The organism is Vibrio xiamenensis (assembly GCF_900100015.1).
Lineage (GTDB): Bacteria > Pseudomonadota > Gammaproteobacteria > Enterobacterales > Vibrionaceae > Vibrio > Vibrio xiamenensis.
In genome coordinates this window covers 40,823-55,607 of record NZ_FNDD01000002.1, presented here as the reverse complement: position 1 = coordinate 55,607, position 14,785 = coordinate 40,823, and the positions used below count along the sequence as shown (strand labels likewise).

The 14,785-nt window shown below is 47.6% G+C and carries 15 protein-coding genes; 4 read left to right on the top strand and 11 right to left on the bottom strand.

Annotation, left to right across the window (positions count from 1 at the left end):
• Nucleotides 1-5 precede the first annotated feature (5 nt).
• The 9 genes from BLS03_RS01930 to pspF form a co-directional block, all read right to left on the bottom strand.
• A complete protein-coding gene (locus tag BLS03_RS01930; RefSeq protein WP_093268902.1) occupies nt 6-911 on the bottom strand; it encodes a carbohydrate ABC transporter permease in 906 nt (301 codons plus the stop codon).
• Between the two features lie 5 nt (nt 912-916).
• Nucleotides 917-1,792 (bottom strand): carbohydrate ABC transporter permease, encoded by an 876-nt coding sequence (locus BLS03_RS01925; RefSeq protein ID WP_093268900.1) that lies wholly within the window; start codon nt 1,790-1,792, stop codon nt 917-919.
• Nucleotides 1,789-2,889: an ABC transporter ATP-binding protein gene (locus BLS03_RS01920; RefSeq protein ID WP_093268898.1), complete on the bottom strand. Its 1,101-nt coding sequence runs from the start codon at nt 2,887-2,889 to the stop codon at nt 1,789-1,791. The genes BLS03_RS01925 and BLS03_RS01920 overlap by 4 nt, the downstream gene beginning before the upstream one ends.
• 285 nt (nt 2,890-3,174) lie before the next feature.
• Nucleotides 3,175-3,960: a peptide ABC transporter ATP-binding protein gene (locus BLS03_RS01915; RefSeq protein ID WP_093268896.1), complete on the bottom strand. Its 786-nt coding sequence runs from the start codon at nt 3,958-3,960 to the stop codon at nt 3,175-3,177.
• Nucleotides 3,957-5,024: a peptide ABC transporter ATP-binding protein gene (locus tag BLS03_RS01910; RefSeq protein ID WP_245696541.1), complete on the bottom strand. Its 1,068-nt coding sequence runs from the start codon at nt 5,022-5,024 to the stop codon at nt 3,957-3,959. The genes BLS03_RS01915 and BLS03_RS01910 overlap by 4 nt, the downstream gene beginning before the upstream one ends.
• Nucleotides 5,024-5,911 carry an ABC transporter permease subunit gene (locus BLS03_RS01905; protein WP_093268894.1) on the bottom strand — a complete coding sequence of 296 codons (888 nt, stop codon included), beginning with the start codon at nt 5,909-5,911 and terminating at the stop codon, nt 5,024-5,026. The genes BLS03_RS01910 and BLS03_RS01905 overlap by 1 nt, the downstream gene beginning before the upstream one ends.
• The gene (locus BLS03_RS01900; RefSeq protein ID WP_093268892.1) at nt 5,898-6,860 is read right to left on the bottom strand and encodes an ABC transporter permease; all 963 of its coding nucleotides are present in this window, start codon (nt 6,858-6,860) and stop codon (nt 5,898-5,900) included. Before BLS03_RS01900 ends, BLS03_RS01905 begins: the two co-directional genes overlap by 14 nt.
• The gene (gene sapA, locus BLS03_RS01895) at nt 6,861-8,477 is read right to left on the bottom strand and encodes an ABC transporter substrate-binding protein SapA (RefSeq protein ID WP_093268889.1); all 1,617 of its coding nucleotides are present in this window, start codon (nt 8,475-8,477) and stop codon (nt 6,861-6,863) included. It abuts the gene before it with no gap.
• A gap of 115 nt (nt 8,478-8,592) precedes the next feature.
• Entirely contained in the window at nt 8,593-9,609 is a 1,017-nt protein-coding gene (gene pspF / locus BLS03_RS01890; protein ID WP_093269562.1) for a phage shock protein operon transcriptional activator, read from the bottom strand.
• 189 nt (nt 9,610-9,798) lie between these two features.
• On the opposite strand from pspF, the gene pspA reads away from it, so the two are divergent.
• The 4 genes from pspA (at nt 9,799) to BLS03_RS01870 (ending at nt 11,831) form a co-directional block, all read left to right on the top strand.
• Nucleotides 9,799-10,467, top strand: coding sequence for a phage shock protein PspA (gene pspA / locus BLS03_RS01885; protein WP_093268887.1), 669 nt, complete (start codon nt 9,799-9,801; stop codon nt 10,465-10,467).
• A gap of 81 nt (nt 10,468-10,548) precedes the next feature.
• Nucleotides 10,549-10,782: an envelope stress response membrane protein PspB gene (gene pspB, locus BLS03_RS01880; RefSeq protein ID WP_093269560.1), complete on the top strand. Its 234-nt coding sequence runs from the start codon at nt 10,549-10,551 to the stop codon at nt 10,780-10,782.
• Nucleotides 10,745-11,158 (top strand): envelope stress response membrane protein PspC, encoded by a 414-nt coding sequence (gene pspC, locus BLS03_RS01875; protein ID WP_093268884.1) that lies wholly within the window; start codon nt 10,745-10,747, stop codon nt 11,156-11,158. Before pspB ends, pspC begins: the two co-directional genes overlap by 38 nt.
• 106 nt (nt 11,159-11,264) lie before the next feature.
• Nucleotides 11,265-11,831, top strand: coding sequence for a DNA-3-methyladenine glycosylase I (locus BLS03_RS01870; RefSeq protein ID WP_425445091.1), 567 nt, complete (start codon nt 11,265-11,267; stop codon nt 11,829-11,831).
• 77 nt (nt 11,832-11,908) lie between these two features.
• Here BLS03_RS01870 and BLS03_RS01865 read toward each other — a convergent pair whose 3' ends face one another.
• Together BLS03_RS01865 and cls are read right to left on the bottom strand one after the other, a co-directional pair.
• The gene (locus BLS03_RS01865; protein ID WP_093268879.1) at nt 11,909-13,117 is read right to left on the bottom strand and encodes a cystathionine beta-lyase; all 1,209 of its coding nucleotides are present in this window, start codon (nt 13,115-13,117) and stop codon (nt 11,909-11,911) included.
• Between the two features lie 151 nt (nt 13,118-13,268).
• Entirely contained in the window at nt 13,269-14,726 is a 1,458-nt protein-coding gene (gene cls, locus BLS03_RS01860; protein WP_093268876.1) for a cardiolipin synthase, read from the bottom strand.
• Between the last annotated feature and the right edge of the window lie 59 nt (nt 14,727-14,785).

Below are 14,785 nucleotides of genomic sequence, written 5' to 3'. Positions count from 1 at the left end.
TGCGGTTACTGTTTCACTGCGCCGCCGGCAACGGCAGTAACAATGTGTTTTTGGAAAAAGATGTAAACCAAAATAATTGGAATTGCTGAGAAAATCGCTTGCGAGCTCAAAAAGCCCAAGCCTTCACTTTGTGCAAAGTTGGTTTGCGACGAAGCAATCCCGATGGTGATGGTGTACATCGACTTATCGGTCGCCGAAATCAGCGGCCAGAAGTAGTCATTCCACGAGGTTAAAAACGTTAAAATCGCTAAGGTTGCCTGCGCGGGAACTGTCAGTGGCAACAGCACTTTCCAAAAGATTTTGAATTTCGAGGCGTTATCCATGATCGCCGCTTCATCAATTTCTTTCGGAATGGCTTTGAAAAACTGCGTCATCAAAAACACCCCAAACGGCGCAGATAAACCAGGTAGCACAAGGCCTAAATAGGTATTGTGCAGCTGGAACTCGCTAAATAGTTGGTGGCGCGCAATGATCACTGCTTGCTCTGGTACCGCAAGGCCCATCAATACAATCACAAACAGGGTTTTCTTAAATGGAAAGTCCAAGCGGGCGAACGCGTACCCGGCTAATGACGATAGTACAAGTACCCCCAGTGTCATTGAGCCGGATACGACGATGCTGTTCAACAACCATTGGAATACCGCTGAGTTGTGGAAAATATCGATATAGTTTTGCAATGTGTAAGGGAACTGGAATACCGCGTCAGTGCCTAGCATCAGCTCCTGGTTGTCTTTCAAACTCAGGCCAACCATCCATAAAAATGGTGCCAGCATGATGAAAGACAGCACAATAGTGAGCCACAAAATCGCTTTGGTGGTCTTTTGCGCGTTGGGCTGATAGGTTTCTTGCTGGCGATTACTGGACGATGTTTGCGCCATACCTTGGGTTGAGGAGATTCTCATTTCACTCATAATCCTTATCCTTTCTTACGGCTGATGGCGAATTGGGCCAGTGCGGCGAGGAGAATAATCAAAAACAGCACTTGTGATGCCGCGGCCGCCATACCAATATCCCAACGACGGAAGCCAGCGTCATAAATGAACATGACGATTGAGCGTGATGAGTTGTTTGGTCCACCGTTGGTCATCAACAGCGCCTGGCCAAACAGTTGGAATTGCATCACGATTTCAATGATGGTGACCAAAATGATAGTGCGCGTGATAGACGGCAAGGTGATGCGTCTGAACGTGGTCCACTTACTGGCATTGTCCAGCGCAGCGGCTTCATACAGCTCTTTTGGAATTTGTTGCAACGCCGCCGTAAACAGAATCATCGGCAAACCCAAACACCACCAAATCGTGGCAATACCAATCGAGTGCAAAGACCAATCGGGGCTCGATAAGAACGGAATCGGCTGCAAGTTAAACCACTGAAACACCATCGCCATGAAGCCATCATTGGGGATGAAAATGATTCGCCAGATAAGCGTCACCACAGTGACCGACAAGATAGTGGAAGCGAAGAAAATGCCGCGCAGTACGTTAGCAACGCGAGTTTGCTGATTGAGCGCCAAGGCTAAAAATAGCCCGATAAGCACCAGAATCGGCACGGTAAACAGCACGAAATAACACGTGTTCCAAACGGTCTGAAGAAAGATTTTATTGCTGAACAGGCGTTCGTAGTTACTTAAGCCAACAAATTTCCCTGGACCAAACAGGTCGACTTTTTGAAAGCTTAAATGGATGCCCCAGATCAGCGGAATCACGATCATGGTGACAAACACGATCAAATAGGGGGTGACGAATAAAAAATTCCCCCAGCGCTCTTTGGCGGAGGCGGCTGGCTGAATCATAGCGCACCCCCGTGATAAGCTTTTTCTTTGGAATCAAATAGGTGAATGGATTCAAGGTCAACATTTAAGCCGATGGCTTGGTTGATTTCGATGTGCTCTTTACTGCTCGCTTCGGCAATCAGCATTTGACCATTTGCCAGTTCCACATACACCAAAGTACGATCGCCAAGACGTTCAATGAAATTAACGATACCGGTCGCATGGCAGCGAGCGTCAGCCTCTGTGACATAGAGATCTTCAGCACGAATGCCCATTTCAAATTGGTCATTGAGCGGCAAACTGTCGGCATGAATGGTGGTGGCTAGAGGTTCGAAATTGGCCACAGTGAGCACCGCGCGTTGGTGCTGCACATCTAAACGCTCAACGGCAAGGAAGTTCATCGCTGGCGAACCGACAAACCCCGCGACAAATTTACTTGCTGGACGCTGATAAATTTCAATTGGCGTGCCAATTTGTTCAATCTTGGTTTGGTTGAGCACAACGATGCGGTCAGCCAGTGTCATTGCTTCAACCTGATCGTGGGTAACGTAGATCATGGTTGCGTTAACGCGTTGGTGAAGCTGAGCCAATTCGATACGAGTGCGGCTTCGTAGCGCGGCGTCAAGGTTAGACAGCGGCTCATCAAATAGGAACGCGCTTGGCTCACGGACGATGGCGCGGCCAATTGCAACACGTTGACGTTGACCCCCCGACAATTCTGCTGGCTTACGTTTGAGTAAATGTTCTATTTCTAGGATACGTGACGCTTCGGCGACACGTTTATTGATCACTGCTTTTTCTGTCCCTATGTTTTTTAGACCAAAGGTCATGTTTTCTTCCACTGTCATGTGCGGGTAGAGTGCGTAGCTTTGGAAAACCATTGAGATATTGCGACTGCCCGGTGCCAGCGTATCGAGACGTTTGCCGTCCATCCAGATTTCGCCGTCGCTGAGGTTTTCAAGGCCTGCGATCATGCGCAGTAAAGTGGATTTTCCACAGCCCGATGGGCCAAGGAAAACGATGAATTCTCGTTCATTAATATGGAAGGTGATATCGTCTAAAACCTTTGAGCCATCAAACGCTTTGGTTAGATTTTTGATCTCAATCGATGAAGCCATAGGTTCTTCCTTGTCTGATTCTTGTGTAGGGTTTTTATGAGGTATTATTGTTGTCCATAATATTATTACTAATATTATTAGCTGAGAACGGTTGTTAACTAGAAAGGACAATTGGTTCACAAAATCAGTGATAGGGCGTAACGAAATTCTTGTCTCAATCACACTTCAATAAAAGTCGCTCAATTGGCTGAATTGACATCTGCATCAAGTTGCGGCATGTGGATGAAATTTAGCCAATAAAAAAGCCCAAGCAATGGGCTTGGGCTTATGGTGTTTAACCGCAACTTATTTGACCAGTGGCGCTTTATTAAAGTGGCTATCGATCATTCGCTGTGTAATAGGGTGGCTTGGGTTGGCGAGCACATCTTGGGTCGGGCCGGCTTCGACGACTTCACCTTCGTGCATCACAATCACTTTATCGGTGATGTGTTTAATTACGCCAATATGTTGCGAAACGTAGACAAACGATACGCCCATCTCTTCTTGAAGTTCTAAGAATAGGTTTAAAATCTGCGAACGCATCGCCATGTCCAAACCGTTGAGCGCTTCATCGGCAACGATGATCGACGGCTGTAGAATCAGTGCTCTGGCCAAACAGACCCGCTGCTTCTGACCGGTTGCCAACATTTGCGGATAGAAGTAGGCGTGCTCAGGCAGCAAACCGACGCGCAGCAGCGTTTCTTTCACCCGTTTGGTGCGCGCTTCTGGGCTCATGCTGGTGTTTCGAATCAGTGGGCCTTCTAAAATACGCCCGATTTGAATTCGCGGATTGAGTGAAGTGTTTGGGTCTTGAAAGATCATTCTAATCAGCTTGCAGCGAGTCGAATAGTCTTGATGCTCCAACAACTCGCCATTGACGCGAATTTCACCGGAAGTGGGTTCAACCACACCCGCCAGCATGCGCGCCAGAGTGGATTTTCCCGAGCCATTTTGACCCATAAAACCAATGGTTTGACCGGCTTCAAGGGTAAAATTGACTGGTTTCACCGCATGGTGAATCTGTTTGCGAAACAAGCCTGGGCGCGTGACAAAGTCTTTGCTAAGACCGGCAACTTCTAGCAACGAGCTCATGCGCGTTTCTCCATCAAAGCTTTATCCACTTTTTTGTCGGCCAATTTTTTCTCCAGCGGCTTTTTGTCTAAGGTTTTCTTTTCTGTATTGAGCGGAAAATGGCACGCAAATTTGTGATTTTTGATTCGTTGGGTACGCGGAATTTCAACGCATTGTCTTTGCGCATATGGACAGCGCGGACCCAGACGACAACCAATAGGTAAATGCTGAAGTGGTGGAATGGAGCCTGGCAAAGACTGCAGTTTCTGCTTGTGCGGAATCTTGTCATCAAAATCCGGCATCGCTTTGAGTAGTGCCGCAGTGTACGGGTGCTTCGGCTTGGTCATGATTTTCTTGGTGTCGGCCGATTCCACCGATTGGCCGCAATACATCACTGTAATACGGTTCGCCCACTGAGTAATCGTGGTTAAGTCGTGGCCAATCAACATGATAGTGGTGTTGTTGATCTGATTCATACGACTTAACAAGCGCAGAATTTGCGACTGGGTGATCGGGTCCAAGTCATTGGTTGGCTCATCGGCAATCAGCAATTTCGGCTTGGCGGCGATCGCCATCGCGATCATCACTTTTTGACACTCACCGTCGGTCAGTTCATACGGGTAGCTTTTCATTACTCGGCGGTGATCTTTAATACCGACTTTGTGCAGCAAACCTTTCGCTTGTTTACGGCGCCATTTAAAACGCTGCCACCATTTGCCTTCAAATGCCCGTGAGGGGATCGATTCGATAAGCTGACGACCCACTTCTTCGGAAGGGTCCAAACAGGTTGATGGCTCTTGGAAAATCATCGCGATATCACGCGCAATGACGCGGCGCCGTTCACGAGGCGTGAGTTGTAAAAGATCAATATTGCCAAGGCGCATGCGGTCTGCCGACACGCGCCAGTTATCTTTCATAACCCCAACGATGGCTTTGGCCACCAAACTTTTTCCAGAGCCGGACTCGCCCACCAAACCGCGAATTTCACCTTCGGTCATGGTCAGGCTCATGCGGTCAACAGCCTTCATCAAACCTTGCGGCGTTTCGATCTCTATCGTCAGATGGCGAATATCTAAAAGAGCCATTATTCAGTACCTGCGTTGAGTGCGCGTCGAACGCCTTCGCCGACTAAGTTAATAATGATAACGGTAAACATAATGGCAAGGCCGGGTAGGGTTACCGTCCAAGGCGCTAAGTAAATCAGTTCTACCGAGTCGCCTAAAATGGCGCCCCATTCGGTACTTGGCGCTTGAGCGCCAAGGCCCAAAAAGCCGAGCGCGGTAATGTCTAAAATCGCGATAGTCAGCGCCATAGTAATTTCAGAGGCGATAACCACGAGAATATTGGGCAGAATCGAGTTCCACAATAGGTAGAAATCGTTAGCACCGTCCAAACGCGCCGCCATGATGTAATCTTTTTCCACTTCGCGATGCACTGCAAGGTACACGGAACGAATAAAGCGTGGAATCAAAGCAAGACCAATGGCGAGTAAGATATTGAATTCGCCAAAGCCTAAAAAGGCGACAAAAATGATCGCTAGCAGCAGCGACGGAATTGACATGACAGTATCAAGCAAATGGTTCAGGGTGCTGGATAGTAAACCTTTGGTCATGCCCGCAAAAATACCGATAATACAGCCGATCATCGCGGCAATAGCGGAAATCACCACCGCGTAGCCAAAGGTTAATCGCGAGCCATCAATCAGGCGCGATAAGATGTCGCGGCCTAAATCATCGGTGCCAAGAAAGTAGTCCACGGTTCCCGCTGGGTTCCAGGATGGCGGTAGCAGCAGTTCGCCGGTTTGCATTTGCGGATCATTAGGGGCAATCCACGGCGCGGTAAGGGTAATCAACACAATCAGTACCAAGCACCACAGCGCAAACATAGCCATACTGTTGGCACGATAGCTGCGCCAAAAGCGTTCAAACTGAGTCGGAATGTGCTCTTCCTGATAAACACTATTTGTTAGCATACCATTCCTTCCTGACGAGCGGGTTGATCATCGCGCCGATAAGATCTGAGAGAATATTGGCAGTCAACACCAAACTGGCAACCACAATCACTCCAGCTTGAATTGAAACGTAATCTTGATTAGACAAGGCGTCCAAAAGCCAGCGGCCAATGCCTGGCCAGTTGAAAATCGATTCGGTGACAATCGCCAGCGTCAACATCGTCGATAGCTGTACGCCGATTTTTGGAATGATGGGGGGAATGGCGTTTCGCAGCACATGCTGGGTGACGATTTCGTAAGTCGATAAACCTTTGATGCGCGCCGCGCGAATGTAGTTTTGACGCATCACTTCGGCAACGGCGGTGCGCATTTGGCCAATCACTTGAGTGGTTGGCGTAAGGGCAAGCACAAAGCAGGGCAGCATGATGTGTTCAAGCACGCTTTTCAGTGCGTGGGCACGATATTCGCCCTGGGACAAAAACGCGTCGATGATAGAAAAGCCTGTCACGTGTTTAAAGTCATACAGTAAGTTGTAGCGTCCAGACACGGGAAAAACTTGAAACTTTAGTGAAAACAACATGATCATCATCAGCGCGACCCAAAAAATCGGCGCTGAATAACCAGACATCGAGATAAACGAAATAATGTTGTCGGTCCATTTTCCTTGGCGCATTCCCGCCATGGTACCAAGTGGAATGCCTATTAGCAGCGATAGCACAAATGCGATCAAACATAGCTCAAGCGTTGCCGGGAACACCACTTTGAGCTCTTCGATCACCGCGACACCATTTTTGTTGACGCCGAAATTGAGGTGCAGCAACTCGCCGACATAGGTTGACCAGCCTTGCCAAAAGCCCAAATCGCTCCAATGAGAAGTTGGGTCTAGGCGCACTAAACTGAAGCCGACCATGGTTAAAATCAGCAAGGTGATGATAAAGAGATTAAAACGTCGAATTGAATACAGAACCATCTATTTCACCCTCTCGACAAGATCAAACGGCTGAGCATTAAACGGACTGACGCGAAAACCTTTCAGCGTTTTAGTGTGAGCGCGAAATTGCATTCCGTGGCTAAGTGGTATCACTGGAAACGTCTCATTGAGAATGTTTTGTGCCTGCTTGTATAAGTTAATTCGGTAACGCATTTTATCGACTTCCAAAGCGAGATCGAGCAAGAAATCAAAATCTGGGTTACACCATCCTGCAATATTAACGCCAGCACTGTGTGAGTAACAAGAGAGCAGCGGTCGCAAAAAGTTATCTGGGTCGCCGGTATCGGCAATCCAACCGGTCAGATACAAGTCGCTGTCGCTTTGCACCGCTTGCTGGCGGTCAAAACGGTCGTCGGTGATAATTCTCAAACGCACACCGATATCGGCAAAATTGGATTGAATCAACTCTGCGGTTTTACGTGGGCTTGGGTTGTAAGAACGCGGTTCAAGTGGCACTGACATGGTGAGCGACAAGCCTTTATCAAACCCGGCTTCACGCAGCAGTGCGATGGCGTAGTTACGATCGTAACGAATTTGCGTGTTGTCTTTTTGGTAAGCCCAAGAATCCGGTGGCAGCAGGGAATACGCTTGTGTGCCAGTACCGTAATAGACAGAATCGAGAATGTTTTGACGGTTGATGGCGTAGTTGAGCGCTTTGCGAACACGGACGTCGTTGAGCGCCGGGTGTTTGGTATTGACGGCGATAAACGACACATTCATGGTTGGCTTGGCGGTGAGCTCAATATTTTTGCTCGCTTCGATGATCGGAATCTGGCTCGAAATCGGCGAGCTTAAAACGTCGCACTCATTGCGTAGTAATTTCGCGAGTGTGCCTGTGCCACGGTGAGAAATGTCAAACACCACCTGTTTCATTAGTGCAGGCGCCTTCCAATATAAATCGTGGCGCTTTAGGCGAATCAAATCATTAACTTGGTAATCTTCAAGATAAAACGGCCCAGTCCCCACTGGCTGAGTGTCGATCTTGGCCTTATCGTCGCTGATTTCCAGTTGATTGGCGTACTCTTCAGACAAAATTACCGCATGGCTGGTGGCGATATTGGACAAGAAACTGTTGTCGGGGCGGCTCAAAGTAAACTTCACCTCGGAGTCTGACAGCGCTTCGACTTTGGTGACTAAATTCTGAAAATCGATGCCATAAAACCAAGGGTAACGGTTACCGCCAACGTCGTGATAAGGGTTGTTTTCATTGATGATGCGATCAAAGCTAAACACCACATCGCTTGCGTTAAGCGGACGTGTTGGGGTGAACCACGCGGTATGATGAAACTCAACGCCGCTGCGCAAATGGAAAGTGTATTCCGTGCCGGCATCATTGACCGACCAATGGGTCGCCAAATTGGCGATCGGTTGATAGCTGCTTGGATCAAGGGTGAGCAGCGTATCGTAAAGTTGAGGACTCAACGTTTCCGAGGTGATACCACTATCCACCAACTGTGGATTAAAGGTTTCTGGTCCCGCTTGTCCGCAATAGACAAACCCTGTTTGTTTGATTTTGGAGTGGTCAATGTCTTTGCCACACCCAGCAAGTAAGCTGAGACTAATTAAACCTAGTGTCAGTTGTGCTAAAGCCTTCATAGAGAGCTCAATGTTGATAAACAAGACAGGGCGTTTTTCCCCGATGTCTGTGGATCCGTGTAATTTACCATTTTTGCTATTACAGACCAAATGAAAAACAGTAAAACCTTTTAGTTTAAGATAGGTTAGAGAGTTGATACTTTCTAATCATTCCGCGAAATTGATGGTAGCTCAAACCCATTATTTCAGCCGCTTTGCGTTGATTAAATTTGGCGTGCTCCATTGCAGCGGTCAGCACAGCAATGTCTTGGTCTGCCTGCCAGGTTTTGTAATCAATAGGAAAGTGAAATTTACTAGTAGGTTCTTCACTGTTTGGCGATATTGTGGATGGCTCAATGCTGTCGTCAGATGGTTGTTCGCTCTGCCCATCCGCTGCAAACGGGTTGAACTGCAGGCTATCAATCGCTTGTTCGTTAAAGCCGTGCTGATAAATCGCACGTTCCACGACATTTTTCAGCTCGCGGACATTGCCGGGCCACGGATAGTCGAGCAGGGCTTGCTGAGCATGGGTGGTAAAGCCGACAAAGTAACTTAAACCGATTTCACGGCACATTTTGATCGCGTAGTGCTCGGCAAGCAGCAGAATGTCTTGTTGGCGCTGACGAAGCGGCGGCAAGTGCACCACGTCAAAGGCTAAACGGTCGAGCAAATCGGCGCGAAACTCGCCGTCTTGAGCCATTTGCGGCAAATCGGCATTGGTCGCACAAACCAAACGGACATTGGCGCTGAGAAGTTTATCGCCGCCGACACGTTCATATTGCCCGTATTCTATCACTCGCAGCAGCTTTTCTTGTACCAACAGCGGCGCCGTGGCGAGCTCGTCAAGAAACAAGGTGCCGTTTTCCGCGCGTTCAAAACGACCTTTGTGTTGACCGCGTGAGCCGGTAAACGCCCCCGATTCGTGACCAAACAGCTCGGAGTCGATCAATCCTTCACTTAAGGTTGCGCAGTTTAATGACACTAACGGCTGATCCCAGCGTTTGGATAAATAGTGCAGGCGCTGCGCAATCAGTTCTTTACCAGTACCGCGTTCGCCGATGATCAATACTGGGCGGTCAATTGCCGCCAATTTCGACACTTTATCCAGCACGCTGAGGAATGCCGGCGACTGACCGATTAAATTTTGTTCCATCGAGGTTGTCCAGTTGGTGAATTTCGCCAATAGTTGGTTAAATTCATCATGGTTGAGAGTTTTATACAAGTACCATTTTTATAACATTTTGATTTTTAAGGATTATATTTTTGGCACGCTTGTTGATATACCTATAGCAACTGAGCGAGTTTTTGCGCTTGATTGTTTATCTTAGTTAAGGAGTGTCACATGGGCATCTTTTCTCGATTCACCGATATTGTAAATTCCAACATCAGCGCTCTGCTGGATAAAGCGGAAGACCCAGAAAAAATGATTCGCCTGATCATTCAAGAGATGGAAGACACCTTGGTGGAAGTTCGCACCAATTCGGCCAAAGCGATTGCCGATAAAAAAGAGTTATCTCGTAAAGTCGACAGCATTGAATCGCAAGTCAATGAGTGGCAAAACAAAGCCACGCTAGCCTTGGCCAAGCAACGTGAAGATCTCGCTCGTGCAGCGCTGATTGAAAAACAAAAGTTGCAAGATGTATTGAAAGGTCTGCGTACCGAGCAAACGCTGGTCGAAGAAACCATCGAAAAGCTCACTGGTGAGATTACTAAGCTTGAGAGCAAAATTACTGAAACACGCGCTAAGCAACAAGCGCTGGCCATTCGTAATCAAGCTGCGTCGAATCGCCGCGATGTACAAAAGCATCTGCATACCGCTCGCACCAGCGAAGCAATGGCAAAGTTTGAGCAGTATTCACGTAAAATTGATGAGCTTGAAGCGGAAGCGGATCTCTATTCCGCCAGTTCTGAAGGCAAATCTTTAGAACAAGAATTTGCTGAGCTGCAAGCACAAGACGAAATTGAAAAAGAGCTCGCCAAGCTGAAAGCAGAAATGGAAAATAAACAGTAGTAAATAGAGTCTATTCAATTTCTTATCTATTTAGACAAGGCCGCGGCCTAGCGGCTTTGTCTTTTACAGGAGCTAACTATGATGTCTTCGGTTTTGTTTTCTGGTCCACTGATCGTATTCCTGATTTTTGTGGCGCCGCTTTGGCTTATTCTTCATTACCGTAGCAAACGAAAAATGAGTAATAACTTGTCGAGTGATGATCACGAACGCATTCATATGCTGACGGAAAAAGCGCGCGGCTTACAAACTCGCCTAGAAACACTTGAGCGTATTTTAGATGCGGAGTCACCAAGTTGGAGAAACCGTTATGAGTGATTTATATCGCGATCCGGTTAATGGCAAAATTGCTGGTGTGTGTGCGGGGCTAGCGAATTACTTCGGCATGGAAGTCTGGGTGGTGCGCATACTGGTGATTTCTGCCTTTCTACTTGGCGGCAGCTTTTTAGTTGTGTTGGTGTATTTTGCCATGACGCTGATGTTGGAAAAAACGCCGCAGAACTATCGTGATAATGTTCAATCGACTCGTGAACACACGCTGAAAAATAAGCCGTGGCAGTCAGGTCAGGGCGTGAGTGAACTGTTGGCGACGCTTGAGCGCGATTTTGGCAGCATTGAAAATAAAATTAAGAATATGGAAGCTTACGTGACCTCGGAATCGTTCAAGGTTAACCGAGAATTTAAAAATCTTTAGTCTATTCAACGCGCGACTTTATGACCGCTAGCGAATACACTCATGCCCAAAGGATGATACGCTGTCGTGAATTTACAGCGTATTTTTTTGCCCGAAAAGTGAGGAAATGATGACCACCGATATGACGTGCGCTTGGGCGTTGAAGCATCCACTCGAAAAAGACTATCACGACCGCGAATGGGGTGTGGCGGTTTACGATGATCAGGTGCTGTTTGAATTCATTACCCTTGAAGGGGCGCAGGCGGGTTTAAGTTGGATAACGATTTTAAAAAAACGTGAAGGGTATCGCGCGGCGTTTGATAACTACGACTTGATCCGATTAGCACAAAAGCAACTGCAAGATGTCGAGGCGATCATCGACAACTTTGATGTGGTGAAACATCGCGGCAAAATTGCTTCGGTATTTAGTAATGCTCGCGCCGCATTAGCCTTGCAGCAGGAGTTTGGTTCGCTTTCAAACGCGCTGTGGCAGTTTGTTGACCATAAGCCGATTGTCAATCATTGGCAAAGCATGGAGCAAGTGCCCGTGTCGACGGATATTTCCAAGGCAATGAGTAAATTTCTCAAAAAACGTGGCTTTAAATTTGTCGGTGAAACCATCTGCTATTCATTTATGCAGGCGATGGGCATGGTTGACGACCACCTGGTGGGTTGCAGTAAAAAGCTCAATTGAGCGTTTGTAAAATAGCTTTTTGAGAGCAATAAAAAAGTCTGCATTACGCAGACTTTTTAGGATTGGCTGACCGGAAATTACTCTTCGCTGGCGGCTTTCTCAAGCACCATAGAGTTATAGCGACTAAGGCCGGCTTCCAAATCCGCGATTAGGTCATCCACATTTTCTAAGCCGATATGTAGGCGAATTAAAGTACCTTCAAAACCTGGATTGGCAACCGTTCTCAAACTGTTGAAGCTCTTCGGCTCGTTCGCCAAAATCAGGCTTTCAAATCCACCCCATGAGTAACCCATACTAAAGTGTGTCATACCATCAAGCAGGGCTGTGGTCGCGCGAGGTTCGCTGGTTTTGAGTACAAATGAGAACAGACCGTTACCGCCGGTAAAATCGCGGGCAAAAAACTCATGGCCGGGGCAACTTTCAAGCGCAGGGTGACGAACATGATCCACTTCTGGGCGGGTTTGCAGCCATTTGGCCACTTTCAAACTGCTCTCTGCGTGCTGTTTTAAGCGCAAATCTAACGTGCGTAGACCGCGCAGGCCCAAATAGGCGTCATCTGGTGAGATGCATTGACCCATCAAGTAGCTCTGTTCTCGCAGTTGATCCCAATATTCGCTGCACGCCACAGCCGTGCCAAGCATGACATCAGAGTGGCCAACAATATATTTGGTCGCGGCTTGAATGGAGATATCAACGCCGTGTTCAAATGGTGAGAAGTTGACGCCCGCGGCCCAAGTGTTATCTAGCATTACGATGATGTCGTTTTCATGGGCGATACGCGACAAGGTCGGAATGTCTTGCACTTCCATGGTGATCGAGCCTGGCGATTCACAGAACAGTAATTTGGTGTTGGGTTGAATCAGATCCGCAATCCCAGCGCCAATAGTTGGCTCGTAATAGGTGGTCTCTATGCCCATCTTTTTAAGGATTTTTTCGCAAAAATCGCGCGTTGGCTCGTAACAGGTATCGACCATCAAGATATGATCGCCAGTTTCAACAAACGCCAAAATGCTGTTTGAAATCGCGGCCGTACCACATGGGTACAGGGCGCATCCTGCGCCGCCTTCGATTTCGGTCATTGCATCTTGTAGAGCAAAATGGGTGGTGGTGCCTCGACGGCCATAGAACAAGGTTTTGTTCGCGCGATTGATGGTGGCGTAGTTCTTATCTGCTACGGTATCAAACACCACAGTCGAGGCTCTTTGTACGGGAGGGTTAACCACGCCGTTGGTCCATTTCTTATCGCGACCAGCGGTGATTAACTTGGTTTGTTTGTCTTGCGACATAAGCGTTCCTTGTCTTAAAGTTATGATCTATTTAAATCATGTGAACGCTTGAATATCAAGGGCTAAAATGGCTTTGTGCACAATTGTTAGCCAGTCAGTTTCTTCTATCTCAGATAAAAAAGTGCTGAATAACTTAAGTTAGGGCAATAATTTACAGCAATGGATTGAAAAGATAGAAAAGCCTTTCTAAAAAACGAGAATAAAAGCTACGTTGTTGCCACTTCTCAAGCACCACTTCATGAGCGTTTTCGATATAGCTCTGCTGCAGTTGATACATCTGCTCGGTAAAGGCCTCATCGTCAATCGCGAGCGTAAGTTCAAAGTTGAGCCATAGGCTACGCATATCCATATTGACGGTTCCGACTAAGCAAAACTGCTTATCGATCACCACCGATTTGGTATGCAGCAAGCCGCCATAAAATTCGTAAATTTTCACTCCAGCGTACATCAACTCTGAATAGAATGCCCGCGATGCCCACTGCACCATGAGCGAATCGTTTTTAAGCGGAATAATCAACTCCACTTCAATTCCGCGTTGAGCGGTCATTTTTAGCGTTTCTACTAAATCGGCGCTTGGGACGAAATACGGAGTGGTAATACGCACCGATTCATTCGCTTGATTGATTGCCAGCGTCAGCACTTGATGGATGAGATGTTCCGGCATGCCCGGACCGGATGGCACGACCTGAATCGGGTGGTGTGGGCTTTGCTCAGGTTCAATATGGCATTCTGGTAAAGAGGGTAACATGCGCTTTCCGGTTTCCACTTCCCAGTCCCAACAGTGAATGGCTGAAATCACGTTTACCGTTGGGCCAGTCACGCGCACCATAATGTCGATCCATTGGCCAACGCCGGAGTTTTGCTTGAAATAAGCCGGGTCAACCATGTTCATGGACCCGGTATAAGCGACTTTTTCATCGATAACGATGATCTTGCGATGCTGACGTAAATCGAGGCGACGTAGGAATATCCGCCATGGGCTGACTTCCAGTGCTTGAATCACTTCGATACCGGCATCTTTCATCATCGTGTGCCAAGGGCTGCGGAAAAAGCGTGGACTGCCTGCAGAGTCGAGCAGCAACCGTACATTGACGCCTCGTTTCGCGGCTTGAATCAGAGCGGTACCGACCGAGTCGACCAAACCGCCTGGGTGCCAAATATAAAACACCATTTGAATCGAGGTTTCTGCTTTTTCAATATCTTTAATGATTGAGTGCAGAATATCGCTCGGCGCACTTTGCAAAGACAAAGTGTTACCGCTTAAGGCTGGCAGGCCTAAACGGTGGTTACACAGTTCGTCAATTTTATAGATGTGACGACCAAAGGTTTCAGGGGAGTGAGCATTACAGTCGTTGAGTCCGGTAAACCACTGTTCAAAGGGTTTGAACATGTCTTTGGCGCGTTCTGCGCGCTTCTTACCCAAATTGAGTTCACCAAATAGGAAATAGCACAAAACACCGACGATCGGCAGGATATAAATGATCATCAACCAAGCAAGAGAAATGCTTACCGCGCGGCGTTTGAGCACGACACGAAGCGTCACACCGGCAACCAGCAGCCAGTAGACGACAATGCTTGCTAAGGTTAAGAAATGGTAGAACTTTTCCATGTAAGGTCCCGATCAAGTGTTTCGATGTTAGATACTAAAACGAAATAAAGTTCAGAGAA

What these genes read in the sequence shown, in the direction of transcription:
- BLS03_RS01930 (WP_093268902.1), bottom strand. Translation starts at nt 911, where the DNA reads ATGAGTGAAATGAGAATCTCCTCAACCCAAGGTATGGCGCAAACATCG.
- BLS03_RS01925 (WP_093268900.1), bottom strand. Translation starts at nt 1,792, where the DNA reads ATGATTCAGCCAGCCGCCTCCGCCAAAGAGCGCTGGGGGAATTTTTTA.
- BLS03_RS01920 (WP_093268898.1), bottom strand. Translation starts at nt 2,889, where the DNA reads ATGGCTTCATCGATTGAGATCAAAAATCTAACCAAAGCGTTTGATGGC.
- BLS03_RS01915 (WP_093268896.1), bottom strand. Translation starts at nt 3,960, where the DNA reads ATGAGCTCGTTGCTAGAAGTTGCCGGTCTTAGCAAAGACTTTGTCACG.
- BLS03_RS01910 (WP_245696541.1), bottom strand. Translation starts at nt 5,024, where the DNA reads ATGGCTCTTTTAGATATTCGCCATCTGACGATAGAGATCGAAACGCCG.
- BLS03_RS01905 (WP_093268894.1), bottom strand. Translation starts at nt 5,911, where the DNA reads ATGCTAACAAATAGTGTTTATCAGGAAGAGCACATTCCGACTCAGTTT.
- BLS03_RS01900 (WP_093268892.1), bottom strand. Translation starts at nt 6,860, where the DNA reads ATGGTTCTGTATTCAATTCGACGTTTTAATCTCTTTATCATCACCTTG.
- sapA (WP_093268889.1), bottom strand. Translation starts at nt 8,477, where the DNA reads ATGAAGGCTTTAGCACAACTGACACTAGGTTTAATTAGTCTCAGCTTA.
- pspF (WP_093269562.1), bottom strand. Translation starts at nt 9,609, where the DNA reads ATGGAACAAAATTTAATCGGTCAGTCGCCGGCATTCCTCAGCGTGCTG.
- pspA (WP_093268887.1), top strand. Translation starts at nt 9,799, where the DNA reads ATGGGCATCTTTTCTCGATTCACCGATATTGTAAATTCCAACATCAGC.
- pspB (WP_093269560.1), top strand. Translation starts at nt 10,549, where the DNA reads ATGTCTTCGGTTTTGTTTTCTGGTCCACTGATCGTATTCCTGATTTTT.
- pspC (WP_093268884.1), top strand. Translation starts at nt 10,745, where the DNA reads ATGCGGAGTCACCAAGTTGGAGAAACCGTTATGAGTGATTTATATCGC.
- BLS03_RS01870 (WP_425445091.1), top strand. Translation starts at nt 11,265, where the DNA reads ATGATGACCACCGATATGACGTGCGCTTGGGCGTTGAAGCATCCACTC.
- BLS03_RS01865 (WP_093268879.1), bottom strand. Translation starts at nt 13,117, where the DNA reads ATGTCGCAAGACAAACAAACCAAGTTAATCACCGCTGGTCGCGATAAG.
- cls (WP_093268876.1), bottom strand. Translation starts at nt 14,726, where the DNA reads ATGGAAAAGTTCTACCATTTCTTAACCTTAGCAAGCATTGTCGTCTAC.